This is a genomic window from Polycladomyces zharkentensis (genome assembly GCF_016938855.1).
GTDB lineage: Bacteria > Bacillota > Bacilli > Thermoactinomycetales > JIR-001 > Polycladomyces > Polycladomyces zharkentensis.
The window spans coordinates 1-23,306 of record NZ_JAFHAP010000003.1; the positions used below are offsets into that span (position 1 = coordinate 1).

The window sequence follows — 23,306 nt, forward strand, 5'->3', positions numbered from 1 at the left end:
ATTCACCAGACACGCCCTAGCTGTCTCATTGAATCTCCCCAACTCACGATCGGCCTGAAATGAAAATAGGCAGGTTGAAAAACACCTGCCGGCTGATGATAAAAACACAAATCAATGAGAAAACCGTTTGTCAGATGTGCGGCTCTCGCTGAAGGCAAAGCGGGAAACGACCTTCCGTGGGACTCAACAGTCCTTTGATCATGACTCTGTGAATCTACCTACCATCTTCTTTTTCTAATCAATCCCGATCAATTCCGCCCGCACGATATACCGGTCGGGTGCACTGCCCACATAGTTGAATGGATAGCATGTGGTCAGGGTCAGGATCGGCTTGGGGTGGGGGACGATCACTGTACGGTCGTCGGCGTCAGTCACCCACATGGTACGTACCTGATAAACGAACATCCCGTCGGCAGTTTGGACGTACAGTTTATCCCCTTTTCGCACCTCTCCCATCCGGCGGAACACCGTATCCCTGTGCCCGGACAGAACCACGTGCCCCGTTTCCCCCGGCATCACGGTACCATAACCAACGTAATGGCCCACCCCTTTGGCCAAATCATCGGGACTTGTACCTTCCACGATCGGCAAAATGGCCCCGATCCGGGGGATGATCAGTTTTCCGATCCTCTCTCCCGAACGGGGCTGTTGGTGCGAAGTGATTCCTAGCGACAATGCAGGCCGTGGTGAGGTATCCAGGCCGTCCTTCGCGATCGACATTGCCAGCTCCGGATCATACACCGCGATATGAAGTTGATCCCACCAACGAAAGCCGTTGTACAACAGGGTCATGCTTCCGATGATGATGAGCAGAATGGCGATCGCGCGCGTCATGTTATCCCCTCACCGTGCGGAATTTGAGCAGGGTCAGACCGATCAGGAGCATCAGCCCGCCAAACAGCGTACCCATCGGGTAATTGGTGGCCGTCACCGGCAATTTGCCGCCTTTTTTGGCTTCGTTCATCATTTCTTTGCTTTTTTTCACGGGCATGATCGGTGGTTTTTTCGCATCTTTTCCATCCCCGTCTTTTGGCGGAAGCACCACTGTTTTGCCGCCGTCCTTCACCTCGATGCTAATCGTGTTGCCCGCTCCCATCGGCACGCCATCCACATCGCCGGCGAACAACGCAACGACATCATAGGTGCCCGGCTCCAGTTTGTCGATGGTATAGGTGAACGACGTTCCTTTGTAATCCGGTTCGGACATGGTTTCCGTAATGGCTTCTTCGTCTTCCAGATGACCCACACCGATGTACCAGATACCTTGGGCTTCTTTGGCATAAGTCAATTCGGCCTTGATCACGTGTTTGCCGTTTTCCGTCGTATAAGTGATTTTCATCCCCGGAATGGCGAAGTCATGGTCTTTTTCCAGCGTGACCTCTTTCCCATCCACCGTTCCGGTGAACTTCACGTGCAGGGTGTATTCACCCTCTTCATACAATTCTTCGAACACGGCCGTGCCGTTTTCGGAAGTTACGGGATTCAATCCGTCAATGGTGAATTCCCATTTCCCTTTGATGTCTTTGGCATTTTCAATCTCGGCTTTGAACAGGATGAACCCTTCGTCATTCAAGTCTTGATAGACCTTGATGTCGTAGTTGCCGGGATCGTCCCCGGTTTGTTCATCTCCGTTTCCTTTTTTATCTTCATTTGTTCCTTTTTGCTCGTCTTTTCCCTTGTCATTGCCCGGTTTGGACTCATCCAGGGTCACCGATACATTGCCGGACAACTCCTGGTCTTCCGTTCCATTGTTCACTTTTCCTTTAAAAGTGACCGTCAGTTCCAACACGCCATCTTGTTCTGTCAAGGAAGCCGGAAGCTCAAACGTGACGGACGGGCTTTTGGATTCTTTTTTGGTTTCGATATCCGTTTGTCCTTTCAGCGTCCATTCACCGTCCGCTTGGGTCGCGCCCGGGATGGTCGCCGTAACCAGGTGTTTGCCGTCCTTCACTTCATGGTTGACATCCAGCGCAGCAGAACCGGAGTTGGCCCAGGCGGTAGGGATCACCGCAAACACCAACAGTAGGGCCATAAGGGCGGATACAAGTCTCAAAATTCCCAATCCTCCCAAAAGAAAAATATGAATCACGAAAAAATGATAGCATAAGGGATTTCATTAAGTCAATATTTGTTTTTATTTGAAAAACCTATGTTTGTATACAAAATCGATAAATACAATCAAACCGTCATCAATAAATTTTTGTAAATATTCCCCTCATATTCCATAAACAAACTCCCTGCCGCGGCAGGGAGTGAGACGCTGACAAAGTGGTCTAAGGCGTTTTTGGGAATTCCATAAGACAGGAAATTCGAGATGCGCATGATCGATAATCGATACGGTTTAATACATCACACCGGTTCGCCGATGTGTTCGGGCAAAGAAAGACGGTTCCGGATCAAAGTAACGGGAATCGTATTTGGCCACGAAACGACCGTCCGGTGTCAGATACCCCGATCCCCAAGTGGGGTCCATCGTCAACCACCGACCGTCGATGCGCGCTTCCACCCACGCATGCCGGTTGCCTTGGGACATGCCTTCTACGAACCGCGCCTCGATCCCGATCGACCGCAACAAGGCGATGGTGAGAAAAGTATAGTCTTGGCAGACCCCTTTTTTCTCACGCAATGTCTTCAACGCACTGTCGTCCAGTTCAAACGCGTCTGTCCGAAATTTGTTCACATCATAACGCACATGGGTGGCAACGTATCGGTATATGGCTTTGGCCTTGGCTCGATCATCAGATTGGCCGGCAACAATCTGACGGGCCAATGTTTCGATTTGCGGCGAATCAGACTGAATGCCCCTTGACGGCAAAAGATAGCGTTGATCTTTCGGCCCCGTGGCGTTCACTTCAAACTGGGCAACACGGAAAAAACGGAAATAGTCGCGATTTTCGCGGGTGATTTCCGGAACATTAACCGAGACTTCATACCGTCCCGGACCAAACCGGAGCCAAAAAACGCCGTCAAACCGATAATTTTTGACCGGGATCAAATAAGTGGCTTCCTCGCCGTCTTTCATCGTTTGAATGATCAATTCCTTCGTCTCACTGGCATAAGGTGCGTCCGGATCTATCCGACCGGCGATCCGATACGTGTATTTTCCGGTCCCCCCGCTGGTTTGCGGGACCGTGATCTGTATTCCCCGTTTTTCGTAATCGGCAAAATACCGGATCGGCGCTTTTTTCGACTGATCGACATTGTCCACCAGAATCTCCGCGCCTTCCTGATAGTATCGCTGGCGCTTGGCGTCCGGTACCAGCACCCGTAAGTGATGAATCCCTTTCCCGTAATAGAGGGGAATGTCGACGTCAAATGCTCCGTTTTTCACCGAAACCAACCGATCCCAGGATTGTGATCCTTTCACCAGCTGAATCATCACATTGTTGCGCCCATGAGTTTGGCGGATGATGCCTGTCACATGAATCCGGCCGTTCGCCCGCACCAATCCCTGTGACGGTTGTGTGAGGGAAAGCCCCGTCTTCCACGCGTATGGCGAATAGGCAACATCCCGTTTCACCCGGGGATTGACGTTGACAACGGTAAATTGCGTCAGCTCGTAAAAAGTATCAGCTTTCTCCCGACTCGGCAATCGAACCGTCACCTGGTACTCGCCTTTACCGGCAAATAATCGGATGCTTTGCGCGAAAGACCCTTTTTTAATGGGAATGTAGACATCAAATTCGTTCTCCGGACCCGCCGACTGATTCCTCATTTTCCGGAGACTCACCCATACGAATGGTGATCGCAATCCGTGATGATTCTTCACCGTGCCGGACAGGGAAAACGTTTCGTTTACCGCAAACCTCTGATAGCGTGGGGAAGAAAGCGACGCCCCCACTTCCCGTGCGTAGGTGGAGTACTGGAGCGGCTCTTTGATCCATTGCGTGTTGAACCGCCGCACCATCTCCGCCAACGGATCGGTGGAGCCGTCCTGTTTGAGAAACGGCAGATCGCAAGCGGAAACCATCGCCGACAACAACAGCAAAACGGCGATACCGGTTTGTCGCACTCGTTGCACACAGTCACCCCGTTTCCGAGCCATTTTGCCTCCATTATCTCATGAAACCGAATCAAATCGTATACATTGATGAAACAAAAAAGGGGACCGCACGATGCGACCCCGCATACATCTAGACCAAGACCAGACCGAGTGAACGAGCGCCTTCGGTCAATAATAGTGTACACCATATTGCCGATGTTGTGTTTTTAAAACTTCGACAAAATTCGACAAAAACTCCCCCCCATTTTTTCGTTTTTGCCGCTGTTTTTTGACCATGTTTTAAAACCCCCAAAAATTGCATTTTTTCACCCCGTATTTGTTTCTTGACACCAATGTCGTTCCATGTAAGATTGATATGCAAAGGAATCTATTCAAAAAATGACTTGTTGCCTCATAATTAAAGGCAGGTGAACCGTGATCGAACTCGGTCACAACATCCGACGCCGGCGAAAGGAACTGGGTTTGACGCAATCACAGTTGGCCGAAGGCATCATTTCCATCCCTTATCTCAGTTTGATTGAAAACGGCAAAGCGTTGCCCCGTCCGGACGTACTGCTCCCACTGGCCGAACGGCTACAGACCAGTGTGGAGAGTTTGATGGGAGTTACCGACGAAAACACGATGGAACAAGTGCAGTCCCTGATCGAAAAAGCACGGTCTGCACTGATCTACGAAGCCAACGGTTTTGAACAGGCACATCAGTATGTCGACACGCTTCGAAAATTGGTGGAGTCCGTCTCGGATCCCCATATCCTGATGAAAGTGGATCTTTTGGAAATCAACTTGTACGAGCACAAATTCGATATTGAACGGTATACGCAATTGATGAATGCCTTTGAAGAAAAATGGGAAAATTTCCGAAACGATCCTGACATTTTCGTGCAATACTTGCGGATCAAAGGGAACATGGAATTCCACATGGCCCGCTACGAACGGGCCATGTGGCACTACAAGGCGGCGGAGAAGCGATTGGCCGAAGTAACGGACGAAATCGAGAAAGGGTACATATACGGCAATCTGGGAAAAACATACTTGCTGCTGGCCAATCCCTCTCTCGGCATCCTGTACGCGGAAAAAGCGATGCAGATTATGTCGTCTCACGATCGCTGGCTGGAAATGTGCCATCTGCTGCAACTGATCGGATCATGCTACTGTTACAACGGCGAATATGAGGAGGCGTTACAATACTTTGAACGCATCCTGCGCATGTGTGATCAATTTCTTGTTTCCTCTCTTCTCATCTCGCGGGCCTATCACGAAATCGGCATCTGCCACATGAAATTGGGTAACACCGAAAAAGCCATCGAATTTCTGAATCAATCACTGGAAGTCGTGGAACCCGGCGAATTGCCCGATTGGGAGATCGGAGTGGTCCATCAATCCCTGTGTCAGACGTATTTGAAGCGAGGGGACCTCGTCCGGGCCAAGAAACATATCATCACGGCTCTGGAACTGCTTCAAGACAGAAAAAACTTTTTGGCGGAATGTTACATCTATCTCGGGAAAATTGCCTATGCCGAAAACAACCCGGAAACATTTGTCACCTACTATATGCGTGCCATCGAGATTTTCGAGGAGCTGGACATCGGGGAGAAAATCGCACGTGCGACCCATACGCTGGGAAGATACTTCCTGGAACAGGGTGAGTATCAACGGGGCGCTCAATTGTTGCTGAAAGCATCCCAGCATTACGGTCAATTGATTCCGACCGTCGACTTTGACGTCGATCTGCCCACCCCAAAGAAAATGGCACAACAGAAAAGCGGGTAATCCTTGCAGCAGGATTACCCGATTGTTGACAGAGTGGTTTTTGTTGACGTGTCCGGTCATTCATCAAACAGCCATGTTTCCCGGGCGAGCAAAAAGACCCAAGCCCGGCCAAGCGAAAACCGGCAAGGCGCAGGCATTCCAATCGCGGGCCATTTCCTTTTGAGCCAAGCGTATGTTACCCGCGTCCTGCGCCCCCGGTTAGCAACGACTAAGACCATCTTCCTTGCAAAGCGCGGGTGAAATGAGCCGGGATGTGGACCCGAATTCGGCATTCGCGGACTTTGTCGACTTGGCGGGTAACCTGCAAAGGCTACCCGCGTTTTTGTTTGGAGGACCGACCTCATCCGACGGATTCTTCCAACATCGCCAGAAACGCCGCTTCATCAAGGATTTTCACACCCAGCTCCTGTGCTTTGGTCAGTTTGGAACCCGCTTTCTCCCCGGCGATGAGGAAATCGGTTTTTTTGCTGACACTGCCGGACACTTTGCCGCCGAGCGCCTCGATTTTGCCCGCCGCTTCCTGACGCGTCATGCTGTGCAGTGTGCCGGTCAGCACGACCGTTTTTCCGGCAAACGGACTGTCTTGCTCCGTTTGTTTCCCTGTTACGGGACCCAAGTAGGCGAAATTGACGCCAGCTTGACGCAACCGCTCAATTGTTTCCTTCACTTCCGGCTTGGCGAAATATGTGACGATGGAGTCGGCCATTTTCGGTCCGATTTCCTCGATTGACTCCAGATCTTCCCGCGTGGCTGTCATCAGCCTGTCCAGATGTCCAAAATGCTGAGCCAAAATACGCGCACCTTTGGCACCGACGAAGCGGATGCCCAGGCCGAAGATCAACCGCTCCACGGAGTTCCCCTTGCTCCGTTCGATGGCGGTCAACAGGTTGTCCACCGATTTTTCCCCCATGCGCTCCAGGGGCAACAGCGCTTCTTTCTTCAAGTAATACAAATCGGCCACGCTGCGCACCAATCCCGCCTCAAACAGTTGGGTGACCACTTTTTCCCCCAACCCTTCGATATTCATCGCACCTCGGGAAACAAAGTGAATGATGCCTTCCCGCGTTTGGGCCGGACATTGGGGATTGATGCAGCGGAGGGCCACCTCGCCTTCCAGCCGAACCAGACGGCTGCCGCATTCCGGACAGTCAGTGGGCATTTGATAGGGCCGTTCCTCACCCGTTCGCCGTTCTTTCAGCACACCGACGACCTCAGGGATGATATCGCCCGCTTTTTTCACGATGACGTGATCGCCGATCAACAGCCCTTTTTCGCGGATGATGTCCTCATTGTGCAATGAGGCGCGTTGCACTGTCGTTCCAGCCAAGGTGACCGGCTCCAAAATCGCTGTCGGAGTGACCGCCCCGGTCCGCCCCACGCGCACTTCGATCCCGCGCAGGATCGTCACCGCTTCCTCGGCCGGAAACTTGTAGGCGATCGCCCACCGCGGACTTTTGGCCGTCATTCCCAAACGTTCCCGGAGCGCAAGGTCATCGACTTTGATCACGATGCCATCGATTTCATAATCCAGTTCCGGCCGTTTCTCCCGCCATTCCTCTACAAACGCCATCACTTCCTCGATGCTGTCCACCGTGCGGCGTTGCGGGTTCACCTTGAGGCCCAATCGGCTCAACCATTCCAAGGTTTCCGTATGGGTTGGCGGTAACAATGCCTCATCCACGGCACCGACTCCGTACAAGAAGATGTCCAATGCCCGATCTGCCGCCAATTTCGGGTCCAGCTGCCGAAGCGATCCGGCCGCGGCGTTGCGCGGATTGGCAAACAACGGCTCGCCGCGCCGTTCCTTCTCCTCGTTGATGCGGCGGAATTCCCGTTTTGGCATGAACGCTTCCCCGCGCACTTCCACCGTCACCGGTTCGCGCAGGCGTAACGGCAGAGAGCGGATCGTTCTCAGGTTTTGCGTGATATCTTCGCCGGTTTGTCCGTCTCCCCGTGTCGCTCCCTGTACAAACACGCCGTTTTCATACCGAAGGGAAACAGCCAGTCCGTCGATCTTCAGTTCACAGACATAGCGGACCTGATCCACGCCGCCCATGCGTTTGGTCCGCTCGTCGAACTCCCGCAAGTCTTCCTCGTTGAACGCGTTGCCCAGACTGAGCATGGGGACGCGATGCTCCACCTTCTCAAAAAACGGGAGCGGCTCGCCTCCCACCCGCTGGGTCGGCGAATCCGGCGTTTTCAGCTCGGGGTATTGTTCTTCCAACCGGATCAATTCTTGCATCAACCGGTCATATTCAGTATCCGAGATGATCGGATCATCCAATACAAAATAACGGTAATTGTGTTCTTCGATTTGTTCACGAAGTGATTGCGCTCGTCGCGCGGCCTCTTGCCGGTCCATTTTCATCCGCTCCTTTCCCAACCGGATCAAAACGCGTTTTGGCTTCGGGCGACTTCTTTTTACACTCGACTCCCGTTACGCAAATGCAAAAAGTCGTTCGCCGGAAATGGCCGCCTCCACCAAGGCGTGTCCGGTACGCGGGAACCCTTTTACCGACTCATGTTCACTTGGTGAAGTCATCCCCGGAAAAAGAGTTCCCCGCCATTTCACCATTTGCCAAGAACAGCAGACACGCCCTAGCTTTCCACGCGAGTAATCGGGGCATACCGCGCCAACAGACGCTTGACGCCGACCGGTGCGGGGAAGGCGATGTTCAGCTCGGTATCCTCGCCTCCTCCCTGCACTTTGACCACCGTACCCACTCCCCATTTGCCGTGACGCACCTTGTCCCCCACGCGCCAATCGACATCCGGGTTGGGGGTGGGCCGTCTGACAGGACCCTGGCGCAACGTCGGTTTGGTTCCCGCTGTTTCTTTCCCGTCCGCCGGTTGGATCAGATGGTCGGGAATCTCAGAGAGAAAACGGGACGGTGGATTGGCACTCGTCTGTCCGAACAACATCCGCATCCGGGCCCGGGTCAGGTACAACCGTTTCTCCGCCCGTGTGATCCCGACATAGGCCAGACGTCGCTCTTCCTCCATCTCCTCTTCGTCGTCCAACGACCGGACATGCGGAAAAATGCCTTCCTCCATCCCCACGAGGAATACATGCGGAAATTCCAGCCCCTTGGCACTGTGCAACGTCATCAGAGTGACGCCGCGATCCGCCTCATCTTCCTCTTCCAACGCGTCGATGTCCGAGATCAGGGCCAGGTCGGTCAGAAAGGCGACGAGTGTCTTATCCTCACTCCGCTGTTCAAATTCCTGCGCCACCGAAAGAAACTCGTCGATATTTTCCAGACGGGAAGCGGCTTCCAACGTCCCTTCCTTTTTCAACTCCTCCCGGTAGCCGGAACGGTTTAACACCTCTTCGGTCAGCTCGACCGCAGAGAGGTACTCCACCATCGCATGCAGTTCACGGATCAACTGGACGAACGACGAAAGCGGCTTGAGAAAACGGGCCGACAGTCCGATCTCCTCCGCCTCCAGCAGCGCTTCAAACAGGGAAATGCCGTGATCCGCCGCATGCTGGGCGACCTTGTCCATCGTCGCCTGACCGATGCCCCGTTTGGGCACATTGATCACGCGTTGCAGGCTGAGATCGTCATGCGGATTGACCACCAGACGCAGATAGGCCAAGATGTCTTTGATCTCCTTGCGTTCGTAGAACTTGATGCCCCCCACTACCTGGTAGGGAATATTTGATTTGAGAAAAACTTCCTCCAACACCCGTGATTGTGCATTGGTCCGGTAAAGTACCGCATAGTCGGAATAAGCGTGGCCTTCCCGGCGCCCCCGGATGATGGTTTCCGCCACAAAATACGCTTCGTCATGCTCATTGTCCGCTTCAAACAACTGAATGCGCTCGCCCCGCTCATTTTCCGTCCACAATTTCTTCGGCTTGCGTGAGCGGTTATGTTCGATCACTCCGTTGGCCGCGTCCAGAATGGTCTGCGTTGAACGGTAGTTTTGCTCCAGTTTGATCACCTGCGCCGACGGATAATCCCGTTCGAAATGCAGGATGTTGGAAATGTCCGCCCCGCGGAAACGGTAGATCGACTGATCCGAATCCCCGACGACGCACAGATTCTGATGCCGGGCCACCAGATGCTTCACCAACACGTACTGCGCATGGTTGGTGTCTTGGTATTCGTCGATGTGAATGTATTGGAATTTGCGTTGGTAGTAGTCCAGCACTTCCGGTGCTTGTTGGAACAACTGCACGGTGGTCATCAGCAAATCGTCGAAATCCAGCGATTGGTTTTGTCGCAGACGGTGTTGGTACCCCTCATACACCTCCGCCGCCACTTCATCCATGAGTCCGTCGACCCGTTCCTTCATCCGGCGGGGGGTGAGCAACTGGTTCTTGGCCTGGCTGATCCGATGCAGAACGGCCCGGGGTTCAAATTTTTTGGGGTCCAGATTTTGCTCCTTCATCACCTGTTTGATGACGGTGAGCTGATCAGAGGTATCCAGTATGGTGAAATTTCGTGAATAGCCGATTCGATCGATGTCCCGCCGCAAAATCCGGACACACATCGCATGAAAAGTGGAAATCCAGATTTCCTCCGCTGACGGCCCCACCAGGGAGACGATCCGCTCTTTCATCTCCCGCGCCGCTTTATTGGTGAATGTGATGGCCAAGATGTTCCAAGGATGTACTCCCTTTGAAAGCAAATACGCCACGCGCCGGGTCAACACCCGGGTCTTACCGCTTCCCGCACCGGCGACGACCAGTACGGGACCTTCGGTCGTTTCCACCGCCCTCCGTTGCTCCGGATTGAGTCCTTGCAACAAGGCTTCGGTCGTTTTCGCATGTTGTGCCATAAAAATGGATCGCACCCGTTACGAGGCGCGATGCCCTCCTTTCCCTCTGTCGCTTTTCACTCCGACGTCCAAATCCGTTTCCTTCACCCATTTCACCGTTTGGACGGCCGCATCCACGTTGTAATAGACCAGATTTCCCACCACGACGGTGTCTGCAATCTTCGCCATCGCGCGGGCACTCTCCTCGGACTGGATGCCGCCGCCGTAAAACAGACGCGTATCCGCCAAACCCTTCCGTGCCGCACGCACGATATCGGGATCACCGAAAGTACCGCTGTATTCAACATAAAATACGGGCAATCCAAACAGATGTTCCGCCATGCGGGCAAATGCGGTTACATCATCCTCGTCCAACGGGATGCGCGATTTCGTTACCCGCGCCACCTTGGACTCGGAGTTGAGCACGACGTAACCCAATACCATCACATCTTCCCACGGGATCAGGGAACCGTAGATCTTGATCGCCTCATGATGCGCTCCCACGATCCAATGGGTGGAACCCGAATTCAACACAGTGGGAATCAAATAACCGTCAAATCCGGGAACAACCGCCGATTTTTTGGAGATCTCCTGGACGCACTCCACCGGGTAGCGCCGCACGCGCGTCAGCAGTTCCCAGGTATTGTCGAACGTGATCCCGTCCGTACCACCGATGATGATCGCGTCCGTGTCGGATTGGCATATCCGATCCAACGCCCGGTCCGACAACACGCGGTTGGGATCGAGCTTGAAAACGTGTCGCCAACTTTTTGCACGCTCTTTCAGCATGGATGCCGGCTCCTTCCGTCCCCTTACATTCAGCAACATTATACACAACCGGACGGCAGAGAAAAAGAAAACCCCGGTAGGATTCCGGGGCACTTTCAGGGGGCATGTTCAGCGACTTGCCCCACACGTGAAGCGCCAGAGGCGCTCCCTTTGGTCGCCGTGGGCTTCCTGCTTCGTCCGGCGTGGCAGCCCACATCGATCGACGATCGCTTCGTCCCAGCCTGGGTGAGTTTCATTTCACGGTTTTTACTCGCCCAGCAGTTTTCAGTGTTTTCGCACTTCCATACTCGATTGTTCCCAAATTCTGTCGGACTTGCGAGAGGAACAAGGCCCTCCCGCGTCCGACTACGGCTTTCATCCCCGCCCTGAAGGGTTGGCTCGCTCTTTATAAACGGGTTATCCCGTCACTTTTCCTTTTCCTCTTCCTCCAAACGCTCCAACACCAGCTTGTATCCGTCCGTTCCGTAATGGAGACAACGTTTCACACGGGAAATGGTGGCCGTGCTGGCCCCTGTTTCCGATTCGATCTGGCTGTATGTGTACCCCTTGCGGAGCATACGGGCGACTTCCAGGCGCTGGGCCAATGACTTGATTTCACCGACCGTGCAGAGGTCGTCGAAAAACTGGTAGCACTCTTCCACATTTCGCAGTGTCAAGACTGCTTTAAACAGTTGCTCCAACTCTTTCTTACGCAGTTTGTTCAGTTGCATCCGTTCACCCCCTGCGGCAGACGAACACTTTCACGATTTAACGTAGATAATTCGACAATCCGTCCCGTAGTTCCTCCCCTATTCAAATGTAACCTTTCCATTTTCGGGGATCACATTCACCCACGTTTTGCCCGGGACCAACGATACGATTTTACCACGAACCGTCGGCACGATGACACCGGAACGATTTTCCCATCGGATCGGGATCGCTTTTCCTTTCTGGAACAGAAAGCCGTTCCCCGATCCTGCAATATTCACTTCCCGATGTCCGGCACTGTCGAAAATGCGATGTTTCGCACGGATTACCAGCACGTTTTGCATGGTGAGCGGTTGACCGCTTTCCCGTTCCTCCTGCTTCTCCCCTTGCGTGAAACGGACATATGCCTGCCGGCCGCTGTCGTATGCATATCCGCAATTGTACAGACGGTGGTACACGATGTGGATCTGTTCGGCCGGTTTTCCGCGGTCGGTGGCTCCTTGCGCCGAAAACGTCAGCGGCAATTGCAGAGGCATCGCATCGTATCCTTTGGATCGCGCTCTTTGTACCAGCTTGCCCAAATCGGTGTATAAATTGTGCGGCGGCTTCCGAAATCCAACCCGCCAGAAATACCGTTCATCCTCGTGAATCCCGTCAAGATGGGGAAGTCCTTCCTGTTTGATTGTCTCCATGGCGTTGGTGGCCCCGCCCGCATGCGCAACCACGGCATGAAGACCCTTTGCCAAGTCCAGATAATACTTCCGTACACTGCGAACCGGTCCCACCACCCCGGATGCTTCACTGTGATAAAACGCCGCAAACCGCGTGATCTCCCCTTCAGCCAGGATCTCATATACCCAATCGGCTCGGCTCAATCCCGTTTGCGGACGGGCATGGTGATGATTGTTGATCATCACCATCAAAATCATAGGGTCCCGATTCTTCGTTGGCAACCCCGTAAGCGGTTCCCGATTTTGCTGCACAGCAGGTTCCCGTTGCGGACCGGGCTCCTTTTGAACGTGACCGCACCCGGCCAACGACACCATCAACCCACAGATGACCGTACCAAGAAGCCACTTCCGCATCACGTATCGTCCCCTTTTACAAAATATTTCCTTTCACCCTTTCCACACGAAATGCCCTGTCCCTTTTTCCCGTCATGAAAAAGTATGTAGACGTTTGACAATCATGACAGGTGGAAAATAACAAAAATAAAGGATCAAGTAGGAATCCGCCGTGTGAATGACGAATGTTGCCGACGTCAACAAGCGAAAAGAACGAAGGAGGGATGACATGTCCATTCGGGTGGAGACGCGCGGAGTGGAGGAACACCAGCATCCGTTTTACGTCATTCGCTACGCCGTTGTCAGGGACGGTGAAGAATACATCACCAGTGTCGCCCGTTATGTACACAACGCTCAAGGAGGAAAAGTGCAGTTTCTGGAACCGGATATGCGAAAAATCCAAAAGCTTCCCAACGCAATCGAACATATGAACGAAGTGGAACGCGTCATCAAAGAAGAAGCGGTGCAGTTGATGGAACAGTTGAAATCGAACGACTGATACATGGAATTCAAGCGCCTGGTCGATCACGGCAGGCGCTTTTTGAATTTGTTTGTTCGACGGGCCGCACGGGGATCAATGCGTGTGCGGTTCGGCGGTGTTCGCGATTCAGTTGAACCTGAAGCAGTTCCAGCCGCTCACCGTTTTTTGAATCCCCGACCCGGATCGTCACGCCGGGCGGCGGGACTTTCAGATTCGATGATTTGTCCCGGTTGTCGTGAAGCAATTTCTTGGTATTACGCGGGAAAAAGTCCCTTGCCATGGCTCGGTTTCTTTCCAAATCCGCCCATGCCGTCCGCATCATGCCAAACCATGGTCTGGCGTTCTTCAGATTCTCTTTTTGTCATTCAAACGTTGTCTGCACCATCCCGCTGAGCGCCGTTTCCCCCATATCCGAGAAAGCGGCGGATGCCGAAACAGTCAACCAAAGCAACACTGACATCATCACAGCCAGCCATTTTCCCCACGATTTCATGCTCATTCTTTCATGAAAAAATTTACAGTTCGACATTATCTTTTTATCACGTTTTTATCAATTTTTGTTTGATTGTGATACCATTTAGCTATGATGAAAAAAGGAGCGGATGACATGCGGACCCGTCTCGTTTTTTGTTTTCTTGCCCTCATTGGTTTGGCCGGTTGTGCATGGTTCTTGCCAAACATGTTTTTTGACGGTGGTACCATTTTCGATGGGGATCGGGCGTATTCGGTTCACCCTTCGATCGTGGTGCCGGAGGAGAATGTGGGGGATGCCGTGGGAGATTCCAACGGCGGCATCGTTTACCGGATCAACAGGTTGTCCACCAAGGAGTGGCTGGCCATGTGCCCCGATCACAATCTCGACTGCTTCGCCTATCAAGAAAACCATCTTCCCAAACTGGACATCCAACGATTTGATCCCTATCAAGCGGAAATCCGCCCCACTTTCGGCAATGGGCGAATCGTGACCATTCGGGACCCAGGAAAGATCCGATTGCTGATCGACACCTTTTTGACGCGACCCGATGTAAAAAGTGCGCATCAGCGGCATAAACGGATCAAGCTTAACCGATTGGTCCAGTTTTACTCGAAAAAGTATCCCTCTCTCATTTACGAATGGAATTATGAGGTGGATGCAGACGGACGCCGCTATCTCATGGGCGACGGCAAAGTGGTGGAGTTGGGCGACGTGCTGAAACGGGAAATCCGTTAATAATGTGCAAGCGGTGATTCCGTTTGAAACTGCTGACAAGTGATGGAACCACACGCGATTTCGGGAGCAGGTCGATTCCCCATCGAGTGGCTCTAGAGCGTGTCTGATTACCGTCCAATTGCTTTCCCGGTTCGCTCCACCTGCGCCCTCAAGGAAGTTGGTTATGGCCGCTAAAGACCTGGAGCACAGGACGCGGGCAAAGTACGCTTCGCTTAGAGGAATTTGCCCACGATTTTATTCCTGTGCTATCCGGGTCTTCGCTCGGTGGGGCTTGGTAAGTCGCTCACCCGGGAAAGCATTTGCTCCCACACGGTTGTACCCCGGACACGTTCCTATCTGTTGTTACAAAGCGGAGATGGAAAATCGATACCCGCGACTCCCTGAATCGATTATTCCGCTTGCGCTTGTTTCGGTTTGTGGTCAGCAAGCTGAATGCGGCCCATAAAAAGAGTGCAAACAGCGCCGAGCAGCACAAAGATCAATCCGAAAAGAAAGACGCTGTGCAACGAATCGACCAACGACGTTTTCAATACATCCACGAAGGTCGGCGGCAATTTGGTCAACATCGCCGGATTCAACAAGGAATTATAGAGACTTTGCGCATCGCCTTGCATCATCGACGACAGCCGGGAGGCCATTTCACCAGGCAGATGCTGAAGCAGCGGTGCCATTTTCTCATTCAACGTCTCACTGGATTGGGCGTTCATCACCACTCCCAGCACAGTCATCCCGAACGTGCCGCCGATCTGCCGGAAAAATTGACTGGATGAAGTGACCACCCCCCGCTCGGAACGCGGGAAGCTCTCTTGCAACGCCAGCGTCAAGAGCGGCATGACCAAGCCCATTCCCAATCCCAGTATCACCATGTAGACCGACGCGGTAAAAGCGGAAGTATGAATATCCATGGTGGAGAGCAGAACAAAACCGCCGGCCATGATCAGCATGCCCAACGCCATTTGAACCCGCATCCCGATCTTATACACCAACTGTCCGCCCAACACGCTGCCCACAATCATGGTGATCATCATCGGAGTCATGACAGTGCCGGAAGCGGATGCACTGACCCCCGTGACGCCTTGCATAAACAACGGAACAAACATGATGGAGCCGAACATGCCGACACTCATCAAAAAACCGATACTGTTGATAATGGTAAACGTCCTGTTCCGAAAGAGACGAATCGGGAAAATCGGTTCGGCCGCCCGGGCTTCCACAAAGGCGAACAGGATCAACGACACCAGTCCCAGCGCAAACAGTCCGAGGATTTGCCATGAAGTCCATTCATACTCTTTTCCGCCGAGGGATAGCGCGAGGAGCAGACTGACCACACCCAACACCATCGTCACCATGCCGGCCCAGTCCAATTGAACGGAGGTGGAGGACCGGGGTCCTCTCAGACCGATCGCGATCAGGATCGCCGCCAGTATCCCGATCGGCAGGTTGATGTAGAACACCCATCTCCAGTTGAGCGCATCCACCAACCATCCGCCCAACTGGGGACCGATCACGGAGGAAAGACCGAAAATCGCCCCGAAGATCCCTTGCCATTTTGCCCGTTGTTTCCCTTCAAAAAGATCCCCGATGATGATCATCGCCATCGGCATCATCATGCCGCCGCCGATTCCCTGAAAACCCCTGAACAGGATCAGTTCGATCATATTTTGTGCCGCCCCGCACAGTGCCGAACCAATCACAAAGATGGTCAAACCGGCCACGTAGATCACCTTGCGCCCCATCAGATCGGCCAACTTCCCGGTAATGGGAACCACGGTGGTGGCTGTCAGCATATAGGCGGTGGTGACCCAGGTCAACAACGAAAGTCCGCCCAGTTCACCCACGATTCGCGGCATGGCCGTACCCACGATCGTTTGATCCAATGCGCCGAATAACATGGCGATGATCAAACCGGCAATCAATACCCCACGACGATTCGCAGATGAAGAAGTATCCCATTCCACTTGATCATGTGCGGTTTCCATCCGTATTCCCCCTTTTCTCTTCCTCATTTATGGTTGACAGGAACTCCTGCACATCCAGATCGGCGGCAACACGGGCCAGCTTTTCAAATACCTGAATGAAAGTGGTGACCTCTTCTTCATCCAATTGTTGTAAGCAGTAGCCGACCACGCGTTTGCGCAGGTTCCAGATTTTTTGCAACACGTCCGCACCGGTTTTCGTTAATTGGACGATGACCACGCGGCGATCCTGTTGATCACGGAACCGCTCAATATAACGGCGGTTTTCCAAGCGATCCAGCATGACGGTAATGGCGCTGGGTTTGACCTCCATTTTTTCCGCCAACTGCGATACTGTACAACGTTCTTCTTTTTTAATCAAGTGCAAAAGAAACACTTGACCCGGTGTCAGATCAAATGGTGCCTGCAACACGATGTTCGCTCCCAAATGTTGGGCGACGGATCGGAGGGCAGCATCGAAACGATCAACCCGGTTATCCGTCTCTCTCACATTGTTTGACCTCCCGTTTCGCCATTTCATTTCATAGTTTAATATTTAAGTTAGTTAATGATTAAACTGTATAATGAAACAGGCGGTTTTGTCAACAGCTGAGAAAATGGAAAAAGCTGCGCCTGATACGCGCAGCCATATTGTTGAAAAAAGACTCCGCACGCCCGTTTTCCCGAGAGCGGACTTTGCACACAGCCCTTCAGGAGAGGTGAAAAAGACACTTCGCGAAATCACATGCGGTCAGATCACTTCGGTAGGAATACCGCTGGACCCGGCCGAAAAGACAAGCTTTACTCCCACCGCTCCGCCGGATACACGATCGTACGGTCCTTCACGCGCAAGACACCGTCCGCCGTCAGCCGGGCTTGTGGGAGATGCGTGGAGGAAAGGAACAAAAACGTGTATACCGGATCATGAAACGGATGGTCGAACCGCTTCAGTTTTTCCGTCAGCTCATCTGTTTTCTCCGCCAGCCGGTCCATCGGCCATTCACTCATCAGGCCCAAAAGCGGAAGCGGCAAATGATAATACGTCTCTCCTCCTTGAATCCATGTGATCCCGCCACCTTCGTCGGATGCACGGCGGACGGCTTGAGCCATCGCCTCGATGTTTCTGCCGATCACCAGCCAATCGCCGGAACCATTGTAGGTGGACACCAATGCATCGATGTTCCGCCCGAATCCGCGAATCAAACTCCGTGTGATCCAGCGTCCGTTCCGGTCGATCAAATAGGCGAACAGCCGGTCGTCATCCTCGAACAAGACGGCCCCGTCGGGTCCTGTTGAGACGGCTTCTTCGGTCAACTTGGTGATTACGGGGTTGATCAGATTGAGCACAGGCACCGTTTCCCCCTCGTCCACATGCCATCGCAGTTGTTGCACGTCCGCCCACCACGGGGACGAACGTTGCACGGCGGAATAACGTGCCCAATCAATGGTCGGTGGTGATTTCACCCACTGCCCTTTGGCCGCCACCAATTCCCCGTTGGCGATCACTTGCAGGGGGACAGGCTCGTCCAGTGAAGAAAGGACATTGATATCCGCGAGTCGACCGGGTGCAATCCCCCCGATCCGTTCATCCATCCGGTAATACACGGCCGGATTGATCGTCACCATCTGATACGCCCGCACCGGATCACACCCGGCGTCGATGGCCGTACGTATCAAATGATCGACGAACCCCTGGCGGAAATACGATGGAGTCGGCCCGTCCGTGGTCATCATCAGTCGATGCCACGGCACTTCCCGTTCCCGTACCAGTCCTTCCATCAACACCGGCAAATCGGGACGAAGCGAACTGTGTCGAAGGGTGACCATGTATCCGAGACGCAGACGGTCCCACACTTCATCCGGTGAAATGCTTTCGTGGTCCCCCGTTACCCCTGCCGCAGCCAACCGTGCCAACGTGCGGTGGGAGGCGCCGGGTGCATGCCCTTCCACTCTTTTGTTCCACTCATGGGCCGCTCCGATCCAGCTCTGCATCCGTTCGTCCCCATCCAACAGCGGCATCCAGTCGGACAGCTCACCCGCCTGCAACACCAACGGATGTTGCAAGATCCGCCGGACCCGCTCATCGTCAAACAGATGAGCCAGAGATTCCGGCAAATGGGATTGCGGGTCCAAACGCGCCCACCATCGATACTTGACCGGTAAACGGGACAGTTCGTCCCAGATCCGGATCATTTCCTTTTCTTCCAACTGGGTAAATAAGAACAGATTGTCACTGATCAGCATCGTGGTCCCAAGCGGCAAGACATACTCAGCCAGCGTGACGGGATTGTACAATTGAAACGGATGGGCATGTACCTCGATATATCCGGGAACAAGCACACAACCCGACACATCCAGCACACGTGTAACCGTCCCCGGCTGGATGCGGGCCTCTTCCAGATCGCCCACATAGGCAATCCACCTGCCCGCCACCGCCACATCGGCCCGTTCCGTCCGCCCCGTATACACATTGAGCACTTCCGCTCCGCTCAGCACCAGCGAAGGCGATCGGCGTCCCATCGCCGTTTCGACCAACTTCCGCCGTTCCTTCCCATCCATCGGCAAAAACATCTCTCTTTTCCCCCTTTTCTGTCATCGATACCTCCATGCTATCACAAGGGAACAGGAATAAGGAATTGAGTGGGACCACATAATAAACCCAGCAATCGCAAGGAGGATGTGCCGATGCAAAAAAATGTGGGAACCTGGGATGCAATCATGCGCATCACGATTGGAACGGCTGGTTTGGCTTGGAGCATCGCGCGAATGGTTCGCCGTCCGTACCGCAGTTTGCCGCTGTTGGTTGCGCTGCTCTCCGGTATGAAGGTGGCCGAAGGCATCACCCGCTTCTGCCCGATGCTGTATCTGTTGGGCCAAAGTACCGCAGAATCTCCCAAGCGGCAACCGCCTGCCACTCCACCGCCGAAACCGGAGCCCGCTCCGTGACAGAGAAGAGGTGAAAGCTTTGACGCCGACACAACCCTGGTCCTGGGTGATCGAAACGCTCAATGATTATGGATTCGTCATCCTTACCGCCGTCGGCTCGCTCGTCGTGATCGGCCTGGTCATTCGGCGCTTTTGGCGGCGGACGTATCTTTGAGAAAAACGCCGTTCTGCTCCGATCCTCCCCTTAATATATTGAAGGTGGATCTTACAGGGAAGGATTGTTTCTTGTGTTTATCAAGAATTGCTTAACGCCGCGTGAACAGATTTTGACCGTCACGCCCGACACCCGCTTGGAAAGGGTGATCGAAACGTTGCAAGCCCATCAGCTCCATACCATCCCCGTCGTTGACCGGTTCAACCGGTTTCTCGGCATCACCGGATACCGCCACATGATGAAGGCTTTCTTGGATAACCACCGCTCCTGGAAGGAAGGTACCGTAACCGATGCGATGGAGCCCATTCGTCCGTTGACCGTTTTCAGTGGATTTTGAAGAGACGTTTCCTGTCATCGTACGCTATCCGTTTGTACCGATTGTGGATGAAGACCGAATGACATTTCTCGGAATCGTGAAGATCAGCGATATCGAGAACGCCTTGTCTTCCGCTTTTGGCACACACATTCCAGGCATCCGTTTGCTGTTGGGCGTGGTCATCGATATGCCGCACCAACTGGAACACGTGGTGGATGCAATCAAACCTTTTGATGTCAACATCATTTCCATCACCACGTTTGATGCCGGCGATCCGGCGGCGCGCCGCATTTTGCTGAAAATCGAATCAACTCCCCATCTGTCCGCCATTCAACAGCGTCTTGTGGATAAAGGATTGCGTGTCCTCAGTGTAAACGAACGGCAAGTCCCGTGATCATGCCTACTGTGGCAGTATCTGTGTTAAAGGGCGAAACAGCGTATCCATCAATTGGGTGGGTCCTGGCAAGTTGGGATTGAACAGCAGTGCAACGGCCAGCGACCATCCGATCAACGTCAGGCCGATCAATGCGGCTTTTTCTTTTTTTTGTTCCGGATTGATCCTCGGCCAGTCGGCCACTCAAACAGTACCAACAGGATGGCGACAACTGTGATGCCGGTGAAGGCTCCCCAATTCACGGTTGCTTCACCTCCGGGACGGGACTTTCATTATTCAACAAAGCGCGCATAAGTGATGCACGGGGGCCAACCTTCACTTCCACCTTCGGGAACACTTCGTCCCACCGATCCTTCACCTCTTGCCATTGATCGGGAGATTTCCGGTAGAATACATCAGCAAAAACCGAAAACATCCGCTTTCATTCTCTTTTGCACCTGGTTCATCGCCACCATGATGGTGTTTTGTATATCCCGTTCCACATCCGTTTCCAATTTCTTGGTGACGTCGGGGCTGGCCATTCCCCGATCGGTTGCATTCTGAATAATGTTCCCTTCCATTTTGGTCCGGACGGCGATTTTCCATTTTCCTCCTGTTACTGAGGGCACCAGTTCTGTATTGGAATCCAACAGTTCGACCGATGCGTAGCCCTTGATCCCTTTGGGTTTGACTGTGATAATGCCCGTTTTGATTTCATTCCTCACCCACATCACGCCTCTGGTGATTCTGTCGTCAATCCGGCCCACGATTTTGTCTTTTTTCAGAACGGCCGCTCCGTTGAGGCGCAGACTGGGTTCCTGTTTTTTTGCTTCCCCCGGAACGGATGGGCTCTGTTCAATCCAAGGCAATATGACTGCGTGGGAATCGCTGTTCAGCATCTGCAATACATCTTTCACGGTCATATCCAAACCGACTCCTGTTTTTGTCAAATCACGAAGCACTTCCCCGCTGCTTCGTCCGACAGGAGAGAGAATTTGCAACAGAGCGGATGCCGGACTCTTGGCGGCAAACACGGAATTGCGGTCAAAAAAATCCAACGGTCCGGCGGTTCCTTCCCTCAATAACCTTTCTCCAAAAATGACGCAACAGTTGTGCTGCCAAAAAATTCTGCGCGGGAGTTTTTCCTGCAATTTCCGAATGGCATCGGCGACGGGACGCCTTCCGCGGCGACGACGTACGTTAGTTTGGCTCCACCGCCACCGTCCCCTCAGCTCCCGACAAGTCCCTCCATTGTACCCCCCGATTTTTATCGGTGATTTAGTAGATTTTTTCTTATATTACGATATTTGGAGTGAATCATGGAGTATTTTATGACGATTTCTTTGAAAAGGGCAGGAATTTGCGGTAGGTGATAGAATCGGAAAATGATAGAATATTGATGTACCCAGAAACAAGGAGGTTTTTCCATTGAAAAGGATATCGTTTGCAATTATCACCATTCTTATGGCCATCAGCTTCGTACTCGTCGGAATTCCCGGCGTGCAGGCATTGTCTCTGTCGTCCGCTCCCACGGATGCACGGTCGGATTCTTCCGGTCAAGAGATCATTGTCAAATTCAAACCGGGAATTTCCCGAGCAACACAATCTCTCATACATACCGAGGCAGCCACCCGGATCTTGTTTCACAACGATGTACTCGGTTTTGACGTAATCAAATTGAACGGGCAGTCAATTGAAAAAGTTCTTGAAATCTATCGTAACAACCCGCTTGTCGAATATGCGGAACCCAATTTCGTGTTCCATGCGACGATGACCCCGAACGACACGTATTTCAACGATCAGTGGTCTCTTACAAAAGTAGAGGCACCTACAGCGTGGGATCTCGGTCAGAGCGCGGACAGCGTGCAAATCGCCGTCATCGATACGGGTGTGGACAGTACCCATCCGGATCTGGCCGGCAAAGTGATCAATGGCCATGATTATGTGGACAATGACGATGATCCGATGGATCTCAACGGACACGGCACGCACGTGGCCGGGGTGGCCGCCGCCGTCACCAACAATCAGCAAGGGATTGCAGGCATGGCGCCCAAAGCGAAGATTTATGCCGTCCGTGTGCTGGATGAAAATGGGAAAGGCACGTTGGACAAAGTGGCCAGCGGTATTGTTGAAGCAGCCGATCACGGTGCCAAAGTGATCAATCTGAGCTTGGGTTCTTCCCAAAACGCCCAAACCCTGAAGGACGCCATTGATTACGCTTGGAACAAAGGAGCGGTGGTGGTGGCTGCCGCCGGCAATGACGGAACCTCCGCTCCCACTTATCCGGCTTACTATAATCAAGTACTCGCCGTAGCGGCAACAGACAGCAGCGACCACAAGGCTGAATTCTCCAACTACGGCAAATGGGTGGATGTGGCGGCACCGGGAGTGGATATCACTTCCACCTATGTCGGAGGCGGTTATAAAACGATGTCCGGCACTTCGATGGCTGCTCCGCAGGTTTCGGGTTTGGCCGCACTTCTCGCGGCGAAAGGGAAAAACAACACGCAAATTCTCGGCACCATCCAAAGTACACCCGAAAAGGTTCCTGGCACCGGTTCCGATTGGGAATACGGTCGGATCAACGCACTGCGTGCCATGCAGAAGTGACGAACCGATGCATGAAAAGGCAAAGGGAACGCATTTGTCGGCGTTCCCTTTTTTTACTATCCCGGTATTTGTCCACGTACGGGATTTTTTTACGTATGGCGTCCGCGATGATCCCGACCCTGAAGGGACGGGTTTTCCCGCTCACCCTGTATAAATGATCCGACGTGGTCACTAAGCTTAA

The 23,306-nt window shown here is 53.1% G+C and carries 23 protein-coding genes; 9 read left to right on the forward strand and 14 right to left on the reverse strand.

The features are described from left to right. Positions 1-234: 234 nt before the first annotated feature. The 3 genes from srtD to JQC72_RS01615 all read right to left on the reverse strand — a co-directional run bounded on the left by srtD (position 235) and on the right by JQC72_RS01615 (position 4,045). Positions 235-834, reverse strand: a complete 600-nt coding sequence (gene srtD, locus JQC72_RS01605; protein WP_205492380.1) for a class D sortase, LPxTATN-specific — start codon at positions 832-834, stop codon at positions 235-237. 1 nt (position 835) lies between these two features. Further along, positions 836-2,053 carry a hypothetical protein gene (locus JQC72_RS01610; protein ID WP_205492381.1) on the reverse strand — a complete coding sequence of 406 codons (1,218 nt, stop codon included), beginning with the start codon at positions 2,051-2,053 and terminating at the stop codon, positions 836-838. A 288-nt stretch (positions 2,054-2,341) separates the two neighbouring features. After that, positions 2,342-4,045 (reverse strand): transglutaminase domain-containing protein, encoded by a 1,704-nt coding sequence (locus tag JQC72_RS01615; protein ID WP_205492382.1) that lies wholly within the window; start codon positions 4,043-4,045, stop codon positions 2,342-2,344. Between the two features lie 372 nt (positions 4,046-4,417). On the opposite strand from JQC72_RS01615, the gene JQC72_RS16695 reads away from it, so the two are divergent. Next, positions 4,418-5,773, forward strand: a complete 1,356-nt coding sequence (locus tag JQC72_RS16695) for a tetratricopeptide repeat protein (protein ID WP_205492383.1) — start codon at positions 4,418-4,420, stop codon at positions 5,771-5,773. A 340-nt stretch (positions 5,774-6,113) separates the two neighbouring features. On the opposite strand, the gene ligA is transcribed toward JQC72_RS16695, so the two are convergent. From ligA to JQC72_RS01645, 5 genes are all read right to left on the reverse strand, one after another. Then, complete coding sequence (gene ligA, locus JQC72_RS01625) at positions 6,114-8,135, reverse strand: NAD-dependent DNA ligase LigA (RefSeq protein WP_205492384.1); 2,022 nt, start codon at positions 8,133-8,135, stop codon at positions 6,114-6,116. A 236-nt stretch (positions 8,136-8,371) separates the two neighbouring features. Beyond that, positions 8,372-10,561: a DNA helicase PcrA gene (pcrA, locus tag JQC72_RS01630; RefSeq protein WP_205492385.1), complete on the reverse strand. Its 2,190-nt coding sequence runs from the start codon at positions 10,559-10,561 to the stop codon at positions 8,372-8,374. 18 nt (positions 10,562-10,579) lie between these two features. Further along, on the reverse strand, positions 10,580-11,329 hold the full coding sequence (gene pcrB, locus JQC72_RS01635) for a heptaprenylglyceryl phosphate synthase (RefSeq protein WP_205492386.1): 750 nt from the start codon (positions 11,327-11,329) through the stop codon (positions 10,580-10,582). 404 nt (positions 11,330-11,733) lie between these two features. Next, on the reverse strand, positions 11,734-12,039 hold the full coding sequence (locus tag JQC72_RS01640) for a YerC/YecD family TrpR-related protein (RefSeq protein ID WP_205492387.1): 306 nt from the start codon (positions 12,037-12,039) through the stop codon (positions 11,734-11,736). Positions 12,040-12,117: 78 nt separating this feature from the next. Continuing rightward, on the reverse strand, positions 12,118-13,101 hold the full coding sequence (locus JQC72_RS01645) for a DUF3048 domain-containing protein (RefSeq protein WP_302104425.1): 984 nt from the start codon (positions 13,099-13,101) through the stop codon (positions 12,118-12,120). 208 nt (positions 13,102-13,309) lie between these two features. Here JQC72_RS01645 and JQC72_RS01650 point away from each other — a divergent pair, with 208 nt between their 5' ends. The 3 genes from JQC72_RS01650 to JQC72_RS01660 all read left to right on the forward strand — a co-directional run bounded on the left by JQC72_RS01650 (position 13,310) and on the right by JQC72_RS01660 (position 14,771). Next, positions 13,310-13,579: a hypothetical protein gene (locus JQC72_RS01650; protein WP_205492389.1), complete on the forward strand. Its 270-nt coding sequence runs from the start codon at positions 13,310-13,312 to the stop codon at positions 13,577-13,579. Positions 13,580-13,839: 260 nt separating this feature from the next. Then, complete coding sequence (locus JQC72_RS01655; RefSeq protein WP_205492390.1) at positions 13,840-14,070, forward strand: hypothetical protein; 231 nt, start codon at positions 13,840-13,842, stop codon at positions 14,068-14,070. 98 nt (positions 14,071-14,168) lie between these two features. Then, the gene (locus JQC72_RS01660) at positions 14,169-14,771 is read left to right on the forward strand and encodes a hypothetical protein (protein ID WP_205492391.1); all 603 of its coding nucleotides are present in this window, start codon (positions 14,169-14,171) and stop codon (positions 14,769-14,771) included. Between the two features lie 389 nt (positions 14,772-15,160). Here JQC72_RS01660 and JQC72_RS01665 read toward each other — a convergent pair whose 3' ends face one another. The 3 genes from JQC72_RS01665 to JQC72_RS01675 all read right to left on the reverse strand — a co-directional run bounded on the left by JQC72_RS01665 (position 15,161) and on the right by JQC72_RS01675 (position 19,297). Beyond that, positions 15,161-16,750 carry an MDR family MFS transporter gene (locus JQC72_RS01665; RefSeq protein ID WP_205492392.1) on the reverse strand — a complete coding sequence of 530 codons (1,590 nt, stop codon included), beginning with the start codon at positions 16,748-16,750 and terminating at the stop codon, positions 15,161-15,163. After that, positions 16,734-17,237, reverse strand: coding sequence for a MarR family winged helix-turn-helix transcriptional regulator (locus JQC72_RS01670; RefSeq protein ID WP_205492393.1), 504 nt, complete (start codon positions 17,235-17,237; stop codon positions 16,734-16,736). The genes JQC72_RS01665 and JQC72_RS01670 overlap by 17 nt, the downstream gene beginning before the upstream one ends. A gap of 290 nt (positions 17,238-17,527) precedes the next feature. Beyond that, the gene (locus JQC72_RS01675; RefSeq protein ID WP_205492394.1) at positions 17,528-19,297 is read right to left on the reverse strand and encodes an adenine deaminase C-terminal domain-containing protein; all 1,770 of its coding nucleotides are present in this window, start codon (positions 19,295-19,297) and stop codon (positions 17,528-17,530) included. 114 nt (positions 19,298-19,411) lie between these two features. Between JQC72_RS01675 and JQC72_RS01680 the strand changes: the two genes are divergently transcribed. From JQC72_RS01680 to JQC72_RS01690, 4 genes are all read left to right on the forward strand, one after another. Continuing rightward, positions 19,412-19,672: a YgaP family membrane protein gene (locus JQC72_RS01680; protein ID WP_205492395.1), complete on the forward strand. Its 261-nt coding sequence runs from the start codon at positions 19,412-19,414 to the stop codon at positions 19,670-19,672. 19 nt (positions 19,673-19,691) lie between these two features. Then, positions 19,692-19,826: an EYxxD motif small membrane protein gene (locus JQC72_RS16365; protein WP_302104417.1), complete on the forward strand. Its 135-nt coding sequence runs from the start codon at positions 19,692-19,694 to the stop codon at positions 19,824-19,826. A gap of 73 nt (positions 19,827-19,899) precedes the next feature. Beyond that, the gene (locus JQC72_RS01685) at positions 19,900-20,163 is read left to right on the forward strand and encodes a CBS domain-containing protein (RefSeq protein WP_205492396.1); all 264 of its coding nucleotides are present in this window, start codon (positions 19,900-19,902) and stop codon (positions 20,161-20,163) included. Between the two features lie 58 nt (positions 20,164-20,221). Further along, on the forward strand, positions 20,222-20,536 hold the full coding sequence (locus JQC72_RS01690) for an ACT domain-containing protein (RefSeq protein WP_205492397.1): 315 nt from the start codon (positions 20,222-20,224) through the stop codon (positions 20,534-20,536). A 6-nt stretch (positions 20,537-20,542) separates the two neighbouring features. Here the strand turns inward: JQC72_RS01690 and JQC72_RS01695 are convergent, their stop codons facing one another. Genes JQC72_RS01695 through JQC72_RS01700 form a run of 3 tightly spaced genes read right to left on the reverse strand, consistent with a single transcriptional unit; the run spans position 20,543 to position 21,786 of the window. After that, entirely contained in the window at positions 20,543-20,719 is a 177-nt protein-coding gene (locus tag JQC72_RS01695) for a hypothetical protein (protein ID WP_302104418.1), read from the reverse strand. Positions 20,720-20,774: 55 nt separating this feature from the next. Then, complete coding sequence (locus tag JQC72_RS16770) at positions 20,775-20,951, reverse strand: Ger(x)C family spore germination C-terminal domain-containing protein (RefSeq protein ID WP_419179826.1); 177 nt, start codon at positions 20,949-20,951, stop codon at positions 20,775-20,777. Next, positions 20,932-21,786: a Ger(x)C family spore germination protein gene (locus JQC72_RS01700; protein ID WP_442956978.1), complete on the reverse strand. Its 855-nt coding sequence runs from the start codon at positions 21,784-21,786 to the stop codon at positions 20,932-20,934. Before JQC72_RS01700 ends, JQC72_RS16770 begins: the two co-directional genes overlap by 20 nt. A 193-nt stretch (positions 21,787-21,979) precedes the next feature. On the opposite strand from JQC72_RS01700, the gene JQC72_RS01705 reads away from it, so the two are divergent. Next, positions 21,980-23,125, forward strand: a complete 1,146-nt coding sequence (locus JQC72_RS01705; protein ID WP_205492412.1) for a S8 family peptidase — start codon at positions 21,980-21,982, stop codon at positions 23,123-23,125. The last annotated feature ends 181 nt before the right edge of the window (positions 23,126-23,306 follow it).

What these genes read in the sequence shown, in the direction of transcription:
- srtD (WP_205492380.1), bottom strand. Translation starts at nt 834, where the DNA reads ATGACGCGCGCGATCGCCATTCTGCTCATCATCATCGGAAGCATGACC.
- JQC72_RS01615 (WP_205492382.1), bottom strand. Translation starts at nt 4,045, where the DNA reads ATGGCTCGGAAACGGGGTGACTGTGTGCAACGAGTGCGACAAACCGGT.
- ligA (WP_205492384.1), bottom strand. Translation starts at nt 8,135, where the DNA reads ATGGACCGGCAAGAGGCCGCGCGACGAGCGCAATCACTTCGTGAACAA.
- pcrA (WP_205492385.1), bottom strand. Translation starts at nt 10,561, where the DNA reads ATGGCACAACATGCGAAAACGACCGAAGCCTTGTTGCAAGGACTCAAT.
- pcrB (WP_205492386.1), bottom strand. Translation starts at nt 11,329, where the DNA reads ATGCTGAAAGAGCGTGCAAAAAGTTGGCGACACGTTTTCAAGCTCGAT.
- JQC72_RS01640 (WP_205492387.1), bottom strand. Translation starts at nt 12,039, where the DNA reads ATGCAACTGAACAAACTGCGTAAGAAAGAGTTGGAGCAACTGTTTAAA.
- JQC72_RS01645 (WP_302104425.1), bottom strand. Translation starts at nt 13,101, where the DNA reads ATGCGGAAGTGGCTTCTTGGTACGGTCATCTGTGGGTTGATGGTGTCG.
- JQC72_RS01650 (WP_205492389.1), top strand. Translation starts at nt 13,310, where the DNA reads ATGTCCATTCGGGTGGAGACGCGCGGAGTGGAGGAACACCAGCATCCG.
- JQC72_RS01655 (WP_205492390.1), top strand. Translation starts at nt 13,840, where the DNA reads ATGGCTCGGTTTCTTTCCAAATCCGCCCATGCCGTCCGCATCATGCCA.
- JQC72_RS01660 (WP_205492391.1), top strand. Translation starts at nt 14,169, where the DNA reads ATGCGGACCCGTCTCGTTTTTTGTTTTCTTGCCCTCATTGGTTTGGCC.
- JQC72_RS01665 (WP_205492392.1), bottom strand. Translation starts at nt 16,750, where the DNA reads ATGGAAACCGCACATGATCAAGTGGAATGGGATACTTCTTCATCTGCG.
- JQC72_RS01675 (WP_205492394.1), bottom strand. Translation starts at nt 19,297, where the DNA reads ATGTTTTTGCCGATGGATGGGAAGGAACGGCGGAAGTTGGTCGAAACG.
- JQC72_RS01680 (WP_205492395.1), top strand. Translation starts at nt 19,412, where the DNA reads ATGCAAAAAAATGTGGGAACCTGGGATGCAATCATGCGCATCACGATT.
- JQC72_RS01690 (WP_205492397.1), top strand. Translation starts at nt 20,222, where the DNA reads ATGACATTTCTCGGAATCGTGAAGATCAGCGATATCGAGAACGCCTTG.
- JQC72_RS16770 (WP_419179826.1), bottom strand. Translation starts at nt 20,951, where the DNA reads ATGTTTTCGGTTTTTGCTGATGTATTCTACCGGAAATCTCCCGATCAA.
- JQC72_RS01705 (WP_205492412.1), top strand. Translation starts at nt 21,980, where the DNA reads ATGGCCATCAGCTTCGTACTCGTCGGAATTCCCGGCGTGCAGGCATTG.